This window comes from Mycobacteroides franklinii, from assembly GCF_001853795.1.
GTDB classification, from domain to species: Bacteria; Actinomycetota; Actinomycetes; order Mycobacteriales; family Mycobacteriaceae; genus Mycobacterium; species Mycobacterium franklinii.
In genome coordinates this window covers 108692-124604 of the sequence record NZ_MLIK01000019.1, presented here as the reverse complement: position 1 = coordinate 124604, position 15913 = coordinate 108692, and the positions used below count along the sequence as shown (strand labels likewise).

16 protein-coding genes are annotated in these 15913 nt (G+C 63.9%); 10 read left to right on the top strand and 6 right to left on the bottom strand.

All coding sequences use genetic code 11. The annotated features are described in order from the left end of the window. Nucleotides 1–11: 11 nt before the first annotated feature. On the top strand, nucleotides 12–812 hold the full coding sequence (locus BKG76_RS08445) for a CbtA family protein (protein WP_070937261.1): 801 nt from the start codon (nucleotides 12–14) through the stop codon (nucleotides 810–812). Between the two features lie 139 nt (nucleotides 813–951). On the opposite strand, the gene BKG76_RS08440 is transcribed toward BKG76_RS08445, so the two are convergent. Together BKG76_RS08440 and mhuD are read right to left on the bottom strand one after the other, a co-directional pair. Further along, complete coding sequence (locus BKG76_RS08440) at nucleotides 952–2265, bottom strand: serine hydrolase (RefSeq protein ID WP_070939055.1); 1314 nt, start codon at nucleotides 2263–2265, stop codon at nucleotides 952–954. Between the two features lie 23 nt (nucleotides 2266–2288). Beyond that, nucleotides 2289–2606, bottom strand: coding sequence for a mycobilin-forming heme oxygenase MhuD (gene mhuD / locus BKG76_RS08435; protein WP_046252406.1), 318 nt, complete (start codon nucleotides 2604–2606; stop codon nucleotides 2289–2291). A gap of 52 nt (nucleotides 2607–2658) precedes the next feature. Between mhuD and BKG76_RS08430 the strand changes: the two genes are divergently transcribed. Both BKG76_RS08430 and BKG76_RS08425 read left to right on the top strand, forming a co-directional pair. Then, entirely contained in the window at nucleotides 2659–3450 is a 792-nt protein-coding gene (locus BKG76_RS08430) for an alpha/beta fold hydrolase (RefSeq protein ID WP_070939054.1), read from the top strand. 4 nt (nucleotides 3451–3454) lie between these two features. After that, entirely contained in the window at nucleotides 3455–4882 is a 1428-nt protein-coding gene (locus tag BKG76_RS08425; protein ID WP_070937260.1) for an alkaline phosphatase family protein, read from the top strand. An 8-nt stretch (nucleotides 4883–4890) separates the two neighbouring features. Here BKG76_RS08425 and BKG76_RS08420 read toward each other — a convergent pair whose 3' ends face one another. Beyond that, nucleotides 4891–5094: a hypothetical protein gene (locus BKG76_RS08420; protein ID WP_070937259.1), complete on the bottom strand. Its 204-nt coding sequence runs from the start codon at nucleotides 5092–5094 to the stop codon at nucleotides 4891–4893. A 71-nt stretch (nucleotides 5095–5165) separates the two neighbouring features. On the opposite strand from BKG76_RS08420, the gene BKG76_RS08415 reads away from it, so the two are divergent. Next, nucleotides 5166–6122, top strand: coding sequence for a helix-turn-helix domain-containing protein (locus BKG76_RS08415; RefSeq protein ID WP_070937258.1), 957 nt, complete (start codon nucleotides 5166–5168; stop codon nucleotides 6120–6122). Here the strand turns inward: BKG76_RS08415 and BKG76_RS08410 are convergent. Next, complete coding sequence (locus tag BKG76_RS08410) at nucleotides 6119–6961, bottom strand: HhH-GPD family protein (protein WP_109420662.1); 843 nt, start codon at nucleotides 6959–6961, stop codon at nucleotides 6119–6121. The genes BKG76_RS08415 and BKG76_RS08410 overlap by 4 nt on opposite strands. 26 nt (nucleotides 6962–6987) lie before the next feature. On the opposite strand from BKG76_RS08410, the gene BKG76_RS08405 reads away from it, so the two are divergent. From BKG76_RS08405 to BKG76_RS08395, 3 genes are all read left to right on the top strand, one after another. Then, nucleotides 6988–7602 (top strand): carbonic anhydrase, encoded by a 615-nt coding sequence (locus tag BKG76_RS08405; protein WP_070937257.1) that lies wholly within the window; start codon nucleotides 6988–6990, stop codon nucleotides 7600–7602. A gap of 150 nt (nucleotides 7603–7752) precedes the next feature. Next, entirely contained in the window at nucleotides 7753–9297 is a 1545-nt protein-coding gene (locus tag BKG76_RS08400) for an LCP family protein (protein ID WP_070937256.1), read from the top strand. A gap of 119 nt (nucleotides 9298–9416) precedes the next feature. Beyond that, nucleotides 9417–10160, top strand: a complete 744-nt coding sequence (locus tag BKG76_RS08395; RefSeq protein WP_070939052.1) for a hypothetical protein — start codon at nucleotides 9417–9419, stop codon at nucleotides 10158–10160. On the opposite strand, the gene disA is transcribed toward BKG76_RS08395, so the two are convergent. Beyond that, nucleotides 10157–11242 (bottom strand): DNA integrity scanning diadenylate cyclase DisA, encoded by a 1086-nt coding sequence (gene disA, locus BKG76_RS08390; protein WP_070937255.1) that lies wholly within the window; start codon nucleotides 11240–11242, stop codon nucleotides 10157–10159. The two genes, BKG76_RS08395 and disA, sit on opposite strands and share 4 nt — an antisense overlap. Nucleotides 11243–11292: 50 nt before the next feature. Here disA and BKG76_RS08385 point away from each other — a divergent pair, with 50 nt between their 5' ends. Further along, nucleotides 11293–11808, top strand: coding sequence for a PaaI family thioesterase (locus BKG76_RS08385; RefSeq protein WP_109420661.1), 516 nt, complete (start codon nucleotides 11293–11295; stop codon nucleotides 11806–11808). Here the strand turns inward: BKG76_RS08385 and radA are convergent. Then, the gene (gene radA, locus BKG76_RS08380) at nucleotides 11798–13219 is read right to left on the bottom strand and encodes a DNA repair protein RadA (protein WP_070937253.1); all 1422 of its coding nucleotides are present in this window, start codon (nucleotides 13217–13219) and stop codon (nucleotides 11798–11800) included. The genes BKG76_RS08385 and radA overlap by 11 nt on opposite strands. A gap of 308 nt (nucleotides 13220–13527) precedes the next feature. Here radA and BKG76_RS08375 point away from each other — a divergent pair, with 308 nt between their 5' ends. Together BKG76_RS08375 and BKG76_RS08370 are read left to right on the top strand one after the other, a co-directional pair. Continuing rightward, on the top strand, nucleotides 13528–14643 hold the full coding sequence (locus tag BKG76_RS08375) for a ferredoxin reductase (protein ID WP_070937252.1): 1116 nt from the start codon (nucleotides 13528–13530) through the stop codon (nucleotides 14641–14643). A gap of 171 nt (nucleotides 14644–14814) precedes the next feature. Continuing rightward, nucleotides 14815–15909, top strand: coding sequence for a fatty acid desaturase family protein (locus BKG76_RS08370; protein ID WP_070939051.1), 1095 nt, complete (start codon nucleotides 14815–14817; stop codon nucleotides 15907–15909). Nucleotides 15910–15913 lie beyond the last annotated feature (4 nt).

Genomic DNA, 15913 nt, shown 5'->3' with positions numbered 1-15913 from the left:
GCCCGCATCCAATGAATAAGTCAATAGCGTCGATTATTTTGCGTGCCTTGGGGTTTGGCGCCCTTGGTGGAGTGGTTGCGTTCGTATTCGGCCGCATCGCGGTCGAACCGGTCATCACCAGGGCAATCGGGTATGAGGAGGGCCGCGGCGAGGCGCAGCACACTCTCGACGAGGCCGCCGGTGTGCATCATCACGGCCATGAGGGCGCCGAGCTGTTCACCCGAACCGTTCAGGAGAACGTGGGTTTGTTCTTCGGGATGTTGCTGTTCGGGCTGGCGATGGGCGCCCTGTTCGCTGTGGTGTACACGGTCACGATCGGCCGGTTGGGCAATCTCACGGCGCGGAATCTGGCCCTCGTGGTGTCCGGCGGGATGTTCTTAGCGTTCTATGTCACGCCGTTCCTGAAGTACCCACCGAACCCGCCGGCGGCGAGCGCGGAGGAGACGATCAAGGAGCGCACGGGCCTGTACCTGCTGATGGTTGTGGTGTCGATAGTCGCACTTGTCGCGGCGATCTGGCTGAGTCGCAGGCTGGCCGACCGTTATGGGAACTGGACAGCGAACATCATCGCCGGCAAGGCCTACATCATCGTGACGGTGCTGATCATGCTGGTGCTGCCGAATATCGCGGAGACTCCGGGACCACTGCTCGACGCGGCGGGAAACATGGTGTTCCCCGGTTTCCCGGCGCAGGACCTGTACTTGTTCAGGCTGTACTCGTTCATCGCGCAGGCCCTGATCTGGGCGACGATCGGGATTGGCTTCGCCACCGTGATCGAGCGTAAGCCGGTCGATGCCGAGGCTGCCGTCTAGTTGGTTGTCGAACTTGGGCCTCACGATGCTTTCTGCCTCGAAACCGTCGTGAGGCCCAGGATTCGTCAGGAACAGGGCCGGGCGTTCATCACTCTTCGCGCGAGCGCTCATCCCCTGTTGACGGTCTTCGCGCGAGCGCTCATCCCAGCTTCTTGAAGACACCCTTGGCCAGGCCGATGACCCACCCGGCCGCGCCGGGGCCGAAGGCGCGATCCCAATTCAGTTGGAAACTCACCACATACGGCTGGCGATTGCGATCTTCGGCGTACCAGCTGAATGTCAGGTCGCCCGGCAGATTGCCGCCCTTGGCGCCGATATAGCGCCAGTTTTCGCTGTGCAGATCGATACCGGGTTCTGCTGCGAGGATGTCGCGGACCGGCGCTGCCGGACCGACGGCGACCTTTTGCAGGGCCGCGTGCACACGGCAGATGTCCTCGGCGCTGCCGTACCACTCGATGCCGTACTTCGATGCGGGCGTGGTGGTCCGATCCGGGTCCAGCTTGTAGTCGCGGGTATCGGCCTCGGCGAGCATCTGGCCGCGCTGCTCGGGGGTGGTGGTGTCCTTCCACTGCTGGCGGAGGTCCGGTATGCCCCAGCCGATGTTGAACAGCTCGTGCATGGTCGGGAAGGGAGTCATCGATGCCGGGTCATGATGGCCGGCGTCGGCCAGCGCCTTTTCGATAGCGTGCCGACCGAGGCGGTTGATCAGCATGTCGGTGCCCATGTTGTCGCTCACCGAGATCATCTTCTGGGCGGCGGTCCGTACCGAGACTGTCGAGCCCGTCCGAAGCTTGTCCATCGAGCTGCCGAGCGCCTTGCCGCGATCGGTGACGGTGAGTTGGTCATCCCATGTGAGGGTGCCCGCGTTGATGGCGGTTCCGGTGGCTAGCAGCACGTAGAGCTTGAAAACCGAAGCGAGCGGCATGGATTGGGTTGTGTTGGTGCCGGCGATCTGCTGGCACTGTCCATTGACGATTTTGGAGGCCCGGTAGGAGTACCGGCCCCCGGAGGCCGACAGTGCGGCGTCGACGTCGGACCACCCGGCGATGGTCGGCGGTTGCTGGTACGGAACAAGCCTGTCGACATCGCCCTTGTCGTTGGTGCGCAGCCCGATGTCCACATTGGCGCCGTAGGGCGCGATCAGGTGGACGGTGGAGCTGTTCGCCCCGAGATCCACCGAGCTGACCTTGTACGGACGGTCGACCCACAGCTTCGTCATGATCTCGGTGTAGTCGTCGACCTTGTTGGCGGTGGCCAACGTCGCCACGCCCTGCTTGCCGATGGGCCAGTTCGAGTTCAGCATGTCGATCAGCTGTTGCGACCGCAGCCCGGGCGGCGTGCTGGTATCCACGTCTCCGTGCGGCACCTGCCGCAGCTTGATGCCGCACCCCACGGTGTTGCCCAGTGTCACGGCCACCGCGACCACCGTGCACACGGAAAAGGCGCGCGTCATCCGCGCGCGTAGCGAACCCTCGTTCACGCCTTGGCGGCGGCCCCGGTCACGTCGAGCACAACCTCGAACTCCAACAGGTGGGCGCCCTTGGCCACGGGCTTGGCCTGCTGCCCGGCATGTGCTTCGACCGCCGGACCGGTGGCCCAGGCCTGGAAGGCCTCCTCGGACTCCCACTGCGTGACCACGAAGTAGCGGTCCTCGCCCTTCACGGGGCGAAGCAGCTGAAAGCCCAGGAATCCGGGCTGGTTCTCCACGGCACCGGCGCGGTGAGCGAACCGCTTCTCCAGCTCCGGACCTGCACCCTCGGGGATCTCGATTGCGTTGATCTTCACCACGGACATGGGACAAGGCTACCGGTCGGGCCAAATGATGGAGGCAGGCATCATGGGTGACATGCACGGCGACCACATCACCGATCACGGCGGGCGCGCCGACGGCCCGGCGCTGGTGCTCGTGCACGGCCTCATGGGCCGGGGCAGCACCTGGTCCCGGCAGCTGCCGTGGCTGCGCGAGCTGGGCCGGGTCTACACCCACGACGCGCCGTGGCATCGGGGCCGTGATGTCCTTGATTCACAACCCGTTTCGACGGAACGGTATGTGGACGTGCTGGCCGATTCGGTTCGGTCCGTGGGCGCTCCGGTGGTGCTGATCGGGCACTCCATGGGCGGGCTGCACTCCTGGTGCCTGGCCGCGCAGCACCCCGAGCTGGTATCGGCCCTGGTGGTGGAGGATATGGCGCCCGATTTCGTGGGCGGGACGACCGGCCCGTGGGAGCCGTGGCTGTACTCGTGGCCGGAAGTGTTCACCTCGGTCGAGGAGTTCACCGTGCGCTTCGGAGAGATTGCGGGCCAATACTTTCGGGAGGCATTCGACCACGGCGACGATGGTTGGCGACTGCACGGCCCGATCGACAAATGGATTTCCACGGCTGCCGAATGGGGGACTCGCGACTTTTGGGACCAGTGGCGGGCTGTTCGATGTCCGGCGCTGCTGCTGGAGGCCGACGATACGGTGACGCCACCCGGGCAGATGCAGAAGATGGCCGAAATGGGGCAGCGAACAACGTATTTCAAGATCGCGGGGTCGGGACATTTGATGCACGACGATTCACCGAACCTTTACCGCAGTGCCGTGTCCGACTTCCTCGCGGCGACGGGTGTGACGGGAGGGACGGTCGTAGCCTGAACCTATGAGCCCGCTAACCCGTCGCCGCCTCCTCACGTCGGCGGCAGGCGCCGCCGCGTTCAGCGCGGCTGTTTCGCTCATGCCCTCGAACGTCCAGCGGGCGCTGGCCCAGCCCGCACCCAGGGCGGGCTCGCTCAAGGATGTCGAACACGTCGTGGTGCTGATGATGGAGAACCGGTCCTTCGACCACTACTTCGGCACCCTGTCCGGTGTCCGGGGCTTCGATGACCCGACCGCGATCACTCTTTCGACCGGGAAGTCGGTCTTCCATCAGCCCGATGCGCAGAACCCCGACGGTTATCTGCTGCCCTTCCATCTGGACACGTCGGTGAACAGCGTGCAGCAGATCCCGACCACCAGCCACGCCTGGTCGGTGCAGCACGACTCGTGGAACCACGGCAAAATGGACAACTGGATGGCCGCCCACCGGAAGGCCGACGGCGAGCACTATCCGTATGTGATGGGCTATTACGAACGTGCGGACATTCCCTTCCACTTCGCACTTGCCGAGGCGTTCACCGTGTGCGACAACTTTCACTCCTCGGTGTTGGGGCCGACCTGGCCCAACCGGATGATGTGGATGACCGGAACCATCGATCCCGATGCCACGCACGGCGGACCCATCACCTGGAACACCCCGGTGCCCGGCGGATACCGCTGGACCACCTACGCCGAACGCCTCGAGGCCGCCGGCGTGAGTTGGCGGGTGTACGCCGAGGAGGACGACTTCGGCGGCTGCAATGTGTTGAAGCTGTTCAGCCGCTTTCAGCAGAGTGGGCCCGGAGACCCCTTGTACGACAAGGGGATAGCGCCCGTGAGCGCGACACAGTTCGAGGATGACGCGCGGGCCGGCACGCTGCCTGCGGTGTCCTGGCTCGTCATGACCAGCACTGCGAGTGAGCATCCCGCATATCGGCCGGCCGATGGTGCGGCATATATCGCGAGCAAGATCGACGCGGTCGCGGCCAACCCCGAGGTCTGGGCCAAGACGGTATTCATCCTCAATTACGACGAGAACGACGGGTTGTTCGACCATGTGGTGCCGCCGACTTCGCCGGCCGGCACCGCGGGAGAGTGGATCAAGGGTGCGCCGATAGGCGGCGGATTCCGGGTACCGGCGATCGTGATATCGCCATGGTCGGTCGGTGGATGGGTGGCCAGCGAGCCCTTCGACCACACCTCGGTACTGCGGTTTCTCGAAGAGTTCACGGGTGTGCGTGAGCCGAACATTTCGTCGTGGCGGCGCAAGACCTTCGGGAACATGTTGTCGGCCTTTGGTTTCAACGGCCCGGTGCGATCTGCGCCGGCGCTGCCGGGTATCGCGGCGGTGGTGGCGGCGGCAGACCGCACGGACACCTTGCCGCCCCCGGCATTGCCTCCCGCGCCGCAGACCGCACCGGCTCAAGAACCGGGCTCACGTCCCCGGCGGTAGCCGTATCGCTAGGAGCGCGACCGGATGGCTTCCATCTCGTGCAGCTGCCGCTGCAGATCGCGGTCGTCGGCGAAGGTGCCACCCAGCGGCGCGGCGACCCGGAACTGGTCGAGGTGGATTCGGAAGGTCTTGTTTCGACGGGCGATCCAGCTGAGCGTGATGGTCAGTGCGAACGGAGATATCAAGACGAGGGTGGCGACGAAGATGGCCATGGCGTTAATTGTGTTCAGATAAATATCGCGCCAACAGTGGCGGAATTGACGACCTTCGATAATATTCAGCCATGTTGCATTCGGTGGCCGCGCTGGTCCTGGACCGGGTGGCTGTATTCGAGTTCGGCGTCCTCTGTGAGGTCTTCGGGTTGGATCGCACCCGCGACGGCGTCCCCAACTTCGACTTCCGGGTCTGTGGGGTGGAACCCGGCGTGCCCGTGCGGACCACTGTCGGGGCGGCGCTGATTCCAGAACACGGACTCGACGGGCTGGCCGATGCCGACTTGGTGGCGCTTCCGGCGCGGCCGTTCACCAAGGAGTACCCGCAGGAGGCGCTTGACGCGGTGCGGGCCGCATCGGAGCGGGGAGCGACCATCCTCACGGTCTGTTCGGGTGCCTTCATCGCGGGCGCGGCAGGGTTGCTTGACGGCCGCCGCTGCACCACGCACTGGATGTACACCGAAGAGCTTGCCCGTAGATACCCGACGGCGACGGTGGACCGCGACGTGCTGTTCGTCGACGACGGTGACCTCATCACCAGCGCGGGGACCGCCGCGGGCATAGATGCCTGTCTGCATCTGGTGCGCCGCGAGCTGGGCAGCGAAATCACCAACAAGATCGCTCGGCGCATGGTGGTGCCGCCCCAGCGCGCCGGTGGCCAGCGTCAGTTCATTCCGCGGCCGGTCCCAGAGGTGGATGCCATCGGCTTTGGCGGGTTGTTCGATTGGCTGGTCGAAAACATCGACCAGTCCCACACGGTGGCGGATCTTGCCGCACGCGTTCACATGTCGACCCGCACATTTGCACGCAAGTTCACCGACCAGACCGGTGTGACGCCCATGCGCTGGATCATCGACCAGCGGGTGTTACTGGCCCGTCGCCTGCTGGAGGAGACGGAACTGGATATCGATACCGTGGCGGCGCGCAGCGGTTTTGGCACTGCGATCCTGCTGCGCCATCACTTCCGGCGCGGGGTGGGCATCACGCCCACCGACTACCGCCGGACCTTCGCGATGGCCGCGGACTAGCCGCCCTCACCGGCAAGTGCGAACCGGCCGTCTGCCGTCTGCTCCACCAATCCGTCGACCAACAATGAGTCCAACGCTCGATCTCGCTGCGCGATATCGGAGAGCCACACCACGTCGAGCTGTGCCCGCGTTACCGGAATGCTGCTGCCGCGCAAAACATCTAGCAGTCGTCCGCGCACCTGACGATCGGTTCCGGCGTACTTCTGCACCGGCCGTGCCGGAGCATCCAGTTGAGGATGTCCGGCCTCGTGCCATGTGCATGAGCTCAGCGGGCACACCGGGCATTGCGGCGCACGGGCAGTACATACCAGGGCGCCCAACTCCATGAGCGCCGCGGAGAACCTGGCGCCGTTGTCCGCCGGCAGCAGCTCCTCGGCGTCGCGCAGGTCCCGTGTCGACGGCGCCGAGTCGGCTACGCCGTGTATCACTCGCGCGATGACGCGGCGAACATTGGTGTCCACCACCGGAACTCGCTGCCCATACCCGAAGCAAGCGATGGCACGGGCTGTATACGCACCGACACCGGGGAGCGTCAGGAGTGTCTCCACGTCATCGGGTACCTCGTCGCCGTAGTCGCGGGCCAACACTGTCGCACATTCATGCAAGCGCATGGCGCGACGCGGATAGCCGAGCTTTCCCCAGGCTCGCAGTACTTCTGCCACAGAGGTTTTCGCCATCGCGGACGGAACAGGCCAACGCGCCACCCATTCGCGCCACACCGGCTCCACCCGGGATACCGGAGTTTGCTGCAGCATTACCTCGCTAATCAGGATGTGCCACGGTGTCGCCTCGGGGTGTCGCCACGGCAGGTCCCGCTCGGCGACATCAAACCAGTCCAAAAGTTCGTCAGGGCACAATGACGGGTATGACAGCTGATCCGAGGTCCGCCTGGAAGGCACTCAAAGAGGGTAACCAGCGTTTTGTGGGTGGTTTTCCGCAGCACCCGAGCCAGAGCATTACGCGTCGGGCCGAGCTGGCCAATGGCCAGAACCCCAATGTGTTGTTGTTCGGTTGCTCCGATAGCCGGGTGGCCGCGGAGATCATTTTCGATCAGGGCCTGGGTGACATGTTCATCGTGCGTACCGCTGGTCAGGTGATCGACTCGGCGGTGTTGGGTTCTATCGAGTACGCGGTGGCGGTGCTGGGGGTGCCGTTGATCGCGATCCTGGGCCATGACTCCTGTGGTGCGGTGGGTGCCACGGTCGCGGCCCTGGACACCGGAGAAGTGCCCGGCGGGTACATCCGGGACTTGGTGGTGCGGGTGATGCCCTCGATCCTGGGCGGCCGCAAGGACGGGTTGTCGCGCATTGATGAGTTCGAGGCCCGTCATGTCGAAGAGACCGGTAGCAAGCTGTTGCAGCGTTCGCAGGTGGTGGCCGATGCGGTCAAGGCCAACAAGCTCGCGCTGGTGTATCTGACCTACAAACTGGCCGACGGCCGCGTCGTGCTGCATGGCCACGTCGGCGATATCGGCGAGTAATCACGCAAAACCCCAGTTCACGATGCATTCGGCAAACATCACATGGCATCTCGGTGCCGGTAATGGGAGAATTAGACTGAATGCAGATTTCTCTGGGGGAGGGATGGGTAGTTCGGTGTATATGTTGCTGCCACTCGGGGGTGGCGACGGATGAGCCGCGACGCTGGTCGCAGGCGGCCAAAGCACGCACTACCTAAATCGAATAAGCGCTGGTCAATCAACAAAACCGTGGCGGGCCGTGTCCTCTTCGCGCTGCTGGCCTGCGGCAGCTTGGTGGTAACGGGCGCGGGCTGGCAGGTCTTCTACAAGGCGTTCAGCCATGTGCCCACCTCTGGTGCCGAGGCCGAGGGTGGCAAGTCAAACGACGGCTCCATGAACATGCTGCTGATCGGTCTGGACTCCCGGAAGGACCAGGACGGAAACGACCTACCCAGGGCGGTCCTGAATCAACTCCACGCGGGCGATTCGGACGCCGGTGGATACAACACGAACACGCTGATCCTGGTGCACGTGGGTGCCGACAACAAGGTCACGGCGTTCTCGATTCCCCGCGACGACTGGGTACCCGCCGACGGCATCCCCGGCTACAAGCACATCAAGATCAAAGAGGCCTATGGCCTGACGAAGGCCAATGAGGCGGACAAGCTCGTCGACCAGGGCATCACCGATCAGGCGACATTGGAGCAGCAGAGCCGCGAGGCCGGCCGCCGCGCCACCCTCAACGCCGTGCACCGGCTGACCGGTCAGCCCATCGACTACTTCGCCGAGGTCAATCTGGTCGGCTTCTACGATCTGGCCTCCGAACTCGGTGGCATCACCGTCTGCCTGAACAGTGCCGTCTACGACAGCTACTCGGGTGCCAATTTCCCGGCCGGCGAGCAGTCCCTCAACGCCTCCCAGGCATTGGCGTTTGTGCGTCAACGTCATGGTCTGGAAAACGGTGACCTGGACCGGACCCATCGTCAACAGGCGTTCCTGATCTCGGTGATGCAGCAGCTTCGCAACGCGGGCACTCTCACCGACATCACCAAACTGAACGGTTTGATGAACGTCGTCCACAAGGACGTGGTGCTGTCCAAGGGATGGACCGAGAAGCAGTTCCAGCGCCTCGGGCAGATCGCCGATGGCAACGTGAACTTCCAGACGCTGCCCGTGGTGCGATACGACAACATCAACGGTGCAGACGTGAACATCGTCGACCCGGTCGCGATTCGCGCCAAGGTAGCCGCCGCATTCAAGGGCGAGGATTCGGCGCCGATATCCACCACGGGGACACCCACCAGCACCGTCGACGTGGTGAATGCGACCTCGACGTCCGGCCTGGCGTCGACGATTTCGTCCGCGCTGGTTAGCCGTGGTTACACCAGGGGTGATGTGCGGGATCCGCTCAGCGGCGAATCCACCGGCACCGCCATCGATTACGGCGTCGGCGCCGATGCTGACGCCAAGGCGATGTCCAGCATGTTGGGTATCGAGGCGGAGCCCAGCGCGGATCCGACGTTGGCGCCCGGACGAATTCGGGTCATGTTGGGCACCGGGTACTCCGCGCCAAGCGATGTCATGAGCGCCGAAGACAGCGGTACCGCAAGTTCGATGGCGAATTCGTCGAGCTCGGGATCGTCCGGTGACTATGCGCCGCCGGACTCGGGTAAGCCGGTGGTCGGCAGCAGTAGCGGCGTCCCCTGCGTGAACTAGCCGCCCGCCTGTGGCGCCTGATTACCCTCCCAAATAGCACTGTGAAGTCTGTGTAGCTCGCCGACACGCCGAGCGAGGTCGGCCATCCTATGGTGACCTGCGCTTACCGTGGAATCGTGATGGACATGCACCCCTCAGGCCCGCTGCCTTCTGAGATCTATTGGCGGCGCCGCGCCCTCGCGATCGGCGTGGCGGTGGTCGTGGTCGCCATCGTTGCGGCGGTGATCTTTGCGCTGGTCGGTGGCAGTGCTGGAGCCGATACGAAGGCCGCCGACAAGCCCGCCGAAACGGCAGCCCCCGCCGGTAAGCCGGTCATCCTGCCGCCCAACGAAATCAACAAGCCTGCCGACAAGCCCGCGGATGCTCCCACGCACGATGGGCCGCCAATCGCCAAGCCTGAGTTGGTGCCCCCGGTGGCATTGAACCCCGGCGACGACTGCCCGGACGCGACACTTGCGGTGAAGGCCTCCACCGACAAGGCCAGCTACCTGGCCGGTGAGCAGCCCAAGTTCACCATGGTGGTCACCAATATCGGTCTGGTGCAATGCAAGCGGGATGTGGGCGCCGCCGTGCTGGCCGCCTCGGTTTTCAGCGTGGACAACAAGCGGATCTGGGCCAACCTGGACTGCGCCCCGTCACAAGAGTCGTCGATCAAGAGCTTCAACCCGGGTGAGCAGGTGACCACCGAGGTCACCTGGACAGGAATGGGTTCCGCACCGAACTGCCCGCTGCCGCGTCCGGCCATCGGGCCGGGGACCTACTCGCTGGTGGTGCAGCTTGGTGATCTGCGCAGTGCGCCGGTGCCGTTCATCATCGGCGAGAAGCCCGCGGACGCGCCGCCGCCGGCCGCGCCACCCGCCTAGCCGGTCTGTTCGGTAAGCGTCGACTCGGCCAGCCGGGAGAGGCCCTCCCGGATGTGGCGGGCCCACATCGCACCGATGCCCTCCACCGACTGTAGGTCTGTCGCGCTGGCCGCCAGGAGCCCCTGGAGGGACCCGAAGGCCCTGACCAGCCTGTCGATATGCGCGAACTGCAGCCGGGGAATGTGCGTCATCACCCGGTAGCCGCGAGAGCTCATCGCGGTGTCTTGAGCTTCGACGGTGGACGGGTATCCGAACGTGCGTGACAGCACCGTCAGGTCCAGCAGATCGGTGTCCGAGAGCGCGTCCAAATCCTCGAGTGTCGAGGCGATCTGCGCCTGTGTCGGTGGTTCGGGGTTGGCGTGATAATCCCGGACCAGCAGCTCACGTTCGGTGTCGTTGTCACCGACGAGCTCGCCGATCTGCAGTTTGAGTTGCCGTCCGTCGGTCCCGAGCTCGATGACATCGAGCTCGATGTCCTGGCTGATCCGGCGCACCAGCTCCAGGCGCTGCGCCACCGTCATGACATCGCGCAGCGTCACGAAGTCCTCGATCTCGGCGGTTGACAGCGACGAGGTCACCTCGTCCAGCCGTGTTGTGTAACGCTCCAGCGTGGAAACCGCCTGGTTGACCCGTGACATGACGGTCGCCGAGTCCATCACCACATGCCGGATCCCGGCGGTGTACACACTCACGATATTCATCGAATGGCTCACCGACACAACGGGATAGTCGGTCTGGATGGCGGTTCGCTCCGCGGAGCGGTGCCGGGTGCCGGATTCGTCGGTCGGAATGGACGGGTCGGGCACCAGCTGCACATTGGCGCGCACGATGCGCGATCCGTCCGTGGACAGCACCACCGCGCCGTCCATCTTCGACAGCTCGCGAAGCCGGGTAGGGGCGAATGCGACATCGAGTGAGAAGCCGCCGTCGCAGATGCTCTCGACCTTGTCGTCGTAGCCGAGGACAATCAGCGCACCGGTGCGACCACGAAGAATGCGCTCCAGGCCGTCACGTAGGGGTGTGCCCGGCGCCAATCGGGCCAGGGTTTCCCGCATTCTTGCGTTGGCTTCCACGTTGTCCATCGCGCACCTCCCTCTCCCGGTTCGATTCGCCGCAGTTAGATTACGTGGTCATGTCGACGTGGACGTTGCCCGAGGGGCTTGAGCCGGTTAGCCGCGGCCCGGAAGCTCCCGCTCCGGGCATGGAGCTGAACCCGGGTTGGCCTCGCAGGTTTAGTTATCCGGGAACCGATGAGGACTTGTGGGGGACACGGTTCTTTGCCGGTGATGGAGCCCGCGTGACCGGTCAGTTCGAGGTGCTGCCCGAACTGGAGGGCGGTCCCGGAGTCATTCACGGCGGTGTGATGGCCGCCATCTTCGACGAGCTACAAGGTGTTCTGGGCATCGTTACGCAATTAGTTGCTGTCACAGCACATTTGGAGGTCGACTACCGCAAGCCCATTCCGGTCGGGGCGACGGTGGATTTGGCCTGCGCCGTGGAGGGGCGAGTCGGCCGCAAGCTGTACACCACGGCGAGCGCGCGGATCGGTGACCAGCTGGTGGCGAGTTCGCAGGGCATCTTTGTGATCATCGATCCTGACGCCCACTACGGCGAGGGTGCCGCGCGGACGTTGGGCATCAGTCCGTAAAACGTTGCGCCAGCCGTAAGTTGGGGCGGGGCTCGGGCTCGGCTCGGCGTGCTTCCGAGAGCACCTCGAGGGCCCGGCCTACCGTCGGGCAGCGCAGTAGATGCATGCCGGCGGGGTGCAGATCGTCGCCTTCGGGTGGAATCACCGCATGCGTGTAGCCGAGGCGGGCAGCCTCGGAGATGCGCTTGCCCACGGCGGCGGTGCGCCGGATATCGCCCGCCAGTCCCACCTCGCCGATGAACACCATGTTGGCGGGCAGGGCGATGTCGGTGTATGCCGAGGCGACCGCCATCAGGACGGCCAAATCCGCCGCGGGGTCGGTCATGCGCATGCCGCCCACCGTTGCCATGTAAATATCGTTGTTGCCCAAGGGAAGTCGCCCGTGCCGCTCCAGCACGGCGGTGACCATCGCCGAGCGTGCGTGATCGAGACCGCTGACCGCCCGCCGCGGCGACGGGTTGGTCGACGTGGTGACGAGGGATTGCACCTCGCCGAGCAGGGGGCGCTTTCCGTCGAGGGTTACGGTCACCGCCGTCCCTGCCGCCGCCTTCTCGCGATGCTCGAGGAACAGCCCGGATGGATCGGATACGCACTCGATTCCCTTGTCACGTAACTCAAAACATCCGACTTCGTCCGCGGAGCCAAAGCGGTTCTTGATGCCACGCACCATGCGCAATGCCGAATGCTTATCGCCCTCGAAGTGCAGCACCACGTCGACGAGGTGTTCCAGTGACCGTGGTCCGGCGATCGCGCCGTCCTTGGTGACATGGCCAACCAACACCATCGCCACCCCCGACGACTTGGCTGCCATGGTCAACGCCGTCGTCACGGCACGCACTTGCGTGACCCCGCCGGTGACACCGTCGGTGTCGGTCGTGGACATGGTCTGCACCGAATCGATAATCGCCAGTGTGGGTTTGACGGCCTCGATGTGCCCGAGCACGCTGTGCAGGTCCGACTCCGCGGCCAGATACACCTCGTCGTGAACGCAGCCGGTGCGTTCGGCCCGTAGCCGGACCTGAGCGGCGGACTCCTCGCCGCTGATGTAGAGGGCCCGTCCGCCGGATGCGGCCCATTGGTGGACCACCTTCAACAGCAGGGTCGACTTGCCGACTCCCGGCTCGCCGGCGAGCAAGTTGACCGAACCCGGGATGACGCCGCCGCCGAGCACCCTGTCGAGTTCGGAGACGCCGGTGGGCTGGTGCCGGGTGGCGTCGGTGGCGATGCTGGTGATGGGTACCGCAGCCGAAGCTGGAGCGACCGCTCGTACCGCGCCCAGTCCGCCGATGGAGGACAGCACCGCGGTTTCGCTCACGCTGCCCCAGGTGCCGCAATCAGGGCAGCGGCCCACCCATTTGGCGGTGGTGTGCTGGCATTCCGAACAGCGGAATTGCGCGCGGGGTTTGGCCACACCGCGACGTTAGCCGTCGGGTCCGACAAAAACGCGCTGTCCTGCGGGCCGGGCGCGTGTTTCTCCCGCGTGCGCTTCCTGCTGCCATGGTGTGTTCACATACAAATGTGCACTTATTCTAAGGAAATCGTATGACTCGATCGCGGCGAACCATTGTCTGGCGAATGCACTGATTACACCCATCGATACATGCTATGAAATGCGGTAATAGCTCAGTGTTGCGAGCGCCACGGTCGCATAGGTTGTGCCTTAAGACGCCCTGCCGTACTGTATTCAGTGTACAAACGTTAACCGAAACGGAGGCAAGTATGTCTCGCAGTCTTCAGGCTTTGACTTCCTCTCGGCTTGCACGTCGGGTGCTGACTTCCTCGTTCGTCAAGGCGGCCACAACTCCACACGGTGTGGACCGCTACTTCGAAATGATTGACCCGTTATGGTCCACGGCTGAGACCCGCGCGGAGGTGACCGACGTCGTCCGGAAGACCAAGGACAGCGTCACTCTGACTCTGCGTCCCAATGCCAACTGGAAGGGCTTCCGGGCGGGACAGTTCGTCAAGCTCTCGGTGGAGATCGACGGCATCCGTCGCACCCGTTGCTACTCGCCGGCGAATTCGCAGTTCCGCCGTGACGGCCGGATCGAACTCACCGTCAAAGTAGACCCGAACGGACTTGTTTCGCCGTGGTTGCTGGCCAACGCCGAGCCAGGTTTGGTCGTACAGATCTCGGCCGCGCAAGGCGAGTTCTGCCTTCCGCTTCCGCATCCGCGAAGCATCCTGTTCATTAGCGGTGGTTCGGGAATCACGCCGGTGATGTCGATGCTGCGCACGCTCACGGACAAGGCGTACATCGGAAAAATCACCTTCCTGCACTACGCGTTCACCAAGGACGACGTGATCTACCAGGCTGAAATCGAGGAGATCAAGGCCAAGTACGAAGGCGTGAAGATCGTTCGGGCATATACCGAAGCGGCCGACGGAGATCTCCAGGGCTACTTCAGCAAGGAGCACCTGGTCGCCGCTGACCGCCACTACGCGGAAGCCGAGACCTATCTGTGTGGCCCGATGCCGCTGATGAACGCGGTCCGAGAGATCTTCGATGCCGAAGGTCTCTCGGACAAGCTCCACCTCGAGCAGTTCGCCGCTCCGATACGCACCGTCAGCACCGACGATGCCGAAGGTGATCTCACCTTCTCCGAGTCGGACCTGACCGTCGCGAACAACGGCCAAACGCTCCTCGAGCAGGCTGAGGCCGCGGGCCTGACGCCGGAGTACGGCTGCCGCATCGGCATTTGCTTCACGTGTGTTCGCAAGAAGGACAGTGGAACGACCCAGAACGTTCTGAACGGCGACCTCTGTAGCGACAGCGACACCAACGTCAAGCTCTGCATCAACAAGCCCGTCGGCGACGTCGCCATTGCCCTCTGATCCATTCCGAGCCAGCCTCTATCAAGCCCTGAAGGAGACCCGAAAATGACTACTTTCGCACCCGCGGTCAAGCAGAAGAACCAGAAGAAGCCGACCATTTACGCACCCCCGGCCAGGCCGAATGACCTGAACAAGCTGCCTTCCGAGCAGATCGAAGAGTTCGGTAAGGAAATGGACGCCCTGCGTGCACGCATCGTCGCCGACCTCGGGGAAAAGGACGCCAACTACATCCGCGACATCGTGAGCAAGCAGAAGAAGCTCGAAGTCGCCGGCCGCGCGCTGCTGTGGGCTGGCTGGTTCCCGCCGGCCTGGCTCGCTGGCGTTGCCGCTCTGTCGTTGTCGAAGATCATCGACAACATGGAGATCGGGCACAACGTCATGCATGGCCAGTACGACTGGATGCAGGACCCGGCTCTCACGTCGAAGAACTTCGACTGGGACAACACGATTCACGCCGACAGCTGGCTGTACACGCACAACTACGTGCACCACACCTTCACCAACATCGTCGGCAAAGACCATGACGCCGAGGGTTACGGCGTCATGCGGATGACCGAGGAGCAGCCGTGGCACCCGATCTGGCTGCTCAACCCCGTCTTCTGTGCCACCCTGCAGATCTTCTTCCAGTGGGGAACCGCGCTCCAGGAGCTCGAGTCGGAGAAGTTCTTCAAGGGTGAGAAGTCGTGGTCCGACATGAAGGACGGACTTGCCAGGTTCCGTGCGAAGGCCGGCAAGCAGGCGCTCAAGGACTACGTCATCTTCCCTCTGCTCTCGGGTCCGGGCGCACCGTTTACCTTCCTCGGAAACATGGCGGCCAACCTGGTCCGCAACCTCTGGGCGTCGTCGGTGATCTGGTGCGGTCACTTCCCCGAGGAGGTTCAGACGTTCTCGATCGAAGAGACCGAGGACGAGAGCCACGCCGCTTGGTACTACCGCCAGATCCTCGGCTCGGCCAACTTCACCGGTTGGAAGGGCATCGACATCCTGTCGGGCAACCTGAGCTATCAGATCGAGCACCACCTGTTCCCCGACCTCCCCGCGTATCGCTATGCGGAGATTGCGGTGGAGGTTCGCGCGATATGCGAAAAGTACGGCATCGCCTATCACGAGGCGTCGATGGCGAAGCAGCTGGGAAGCGTCTACAAAAAAGTGTTCAGGCTTTCGTTCCCGGACAACTTCTTTGAGAAGTCGCCGATCGCCACGGTTGTAGACATCATCGCGTTCCCGGTGCGGATGGTGCGGCGCCGGTTCCAGGCTGCTGTTTGAGCTC

Bases quoted from the DNA above. Each gene is read 5' to 3' on its own strand.
- BKG76_RS08445 (WP_070937261.1), top strand. From the start codon at position 12: ATGAATAAGTCAATAGCGTCGATTATTTTGCGTGCCTTGGGGTTTGGC.
- BKG76_RS08440 (WP_070939055.1), bottom strand. From the start codon at position 2,265: ATGACGCGCGCCTTTTCCGTGTGCACGGTGGTCGCGGTGGCCGTGACA.
- mhuD (WP_046252406.1), bottom strand. From the start codon at position 2,606: ATGTCCGTGGTGAAGATCAACGCAATCGAGATCCCCGAGGGTGCAGGT.
- BKG76_RS08430 (WP_070939054.1), top strand. From the start codon at position 2,659: ATGCACGGCGACCACATCACCGATCACGGCGGGCGCGCCGACGGCCCG.
- BKG76_RS08425 (WP_070937260.1), top strand. From the start codon at position 3,455: ATGAGCCCGCTAACCCGTCGCCGCCTCCTCACGTCGGCGGCAGGCGCC.
- BKG76_RS08420 (WP_070937259.1), bottom strand. From the start codon at position 5,094: ATGGCCATCTTCGTCGCCACCCTCGTCTTGATATCTCCGTTCGCACTG.
- BKG76_RS08415 (WP_070937258.1), top strand. From the start codon at position 5,166: ATGTTGCATTCGGTGGCCGCGCTGGTCCTGGACCGGGTGGCTGTATTC.
- BKG76_RS08405 (WP_070937257.1), top strand. From the start codon at position 6,988: ATGACAGCTGATCCGAGGTCCGCCTGGAAGGCACTCAAAGAGGGTAAC.
- BKG76_RS08400 (WP_070937256.1), top strand. From the start codon at position 7,753: ATGAGCCGCGACGCTGGTCGCAGGCGGCCAAAGCACGCACTACCTAAA.
- BKG76_RS08395 (WP_070939052.1), top strand. From the start codon at position 9,417: ATGGACATGCACCCCTCAGGCCCGCTGCCTTCTGAGATCTATTGGCGG.
- disA (WP_070937255.1), bottom strand. From the start codon at position 11,242: ATGGACAACGTGGAAGCCAACGCAAGAATGCGGGAAACCCTGGCCCGA.
- BKG76_RS08385 (WP_109420661.1), top strand. From the start codon at position 11,293: ATGTCGACGTGGACGTTGCCCGAGGGGCTTGAGCCGGTTAGCCGCGGC.
- BKG76_RS08375 (WP_070937252.1), top strand. From the start codon at position 13,528: ATGTCTCGCAGTCTTCAGGCTTTGACTTCCTCTCGGCTTGCACGTCGG.
- BKG76_RS08370 (WP_070939051.1), top strand. From the start codon at position 14,815: ATGGACGCCCTGCGTGCACGCATCGTCGCCGACCTCGGGGAAAAGGAC.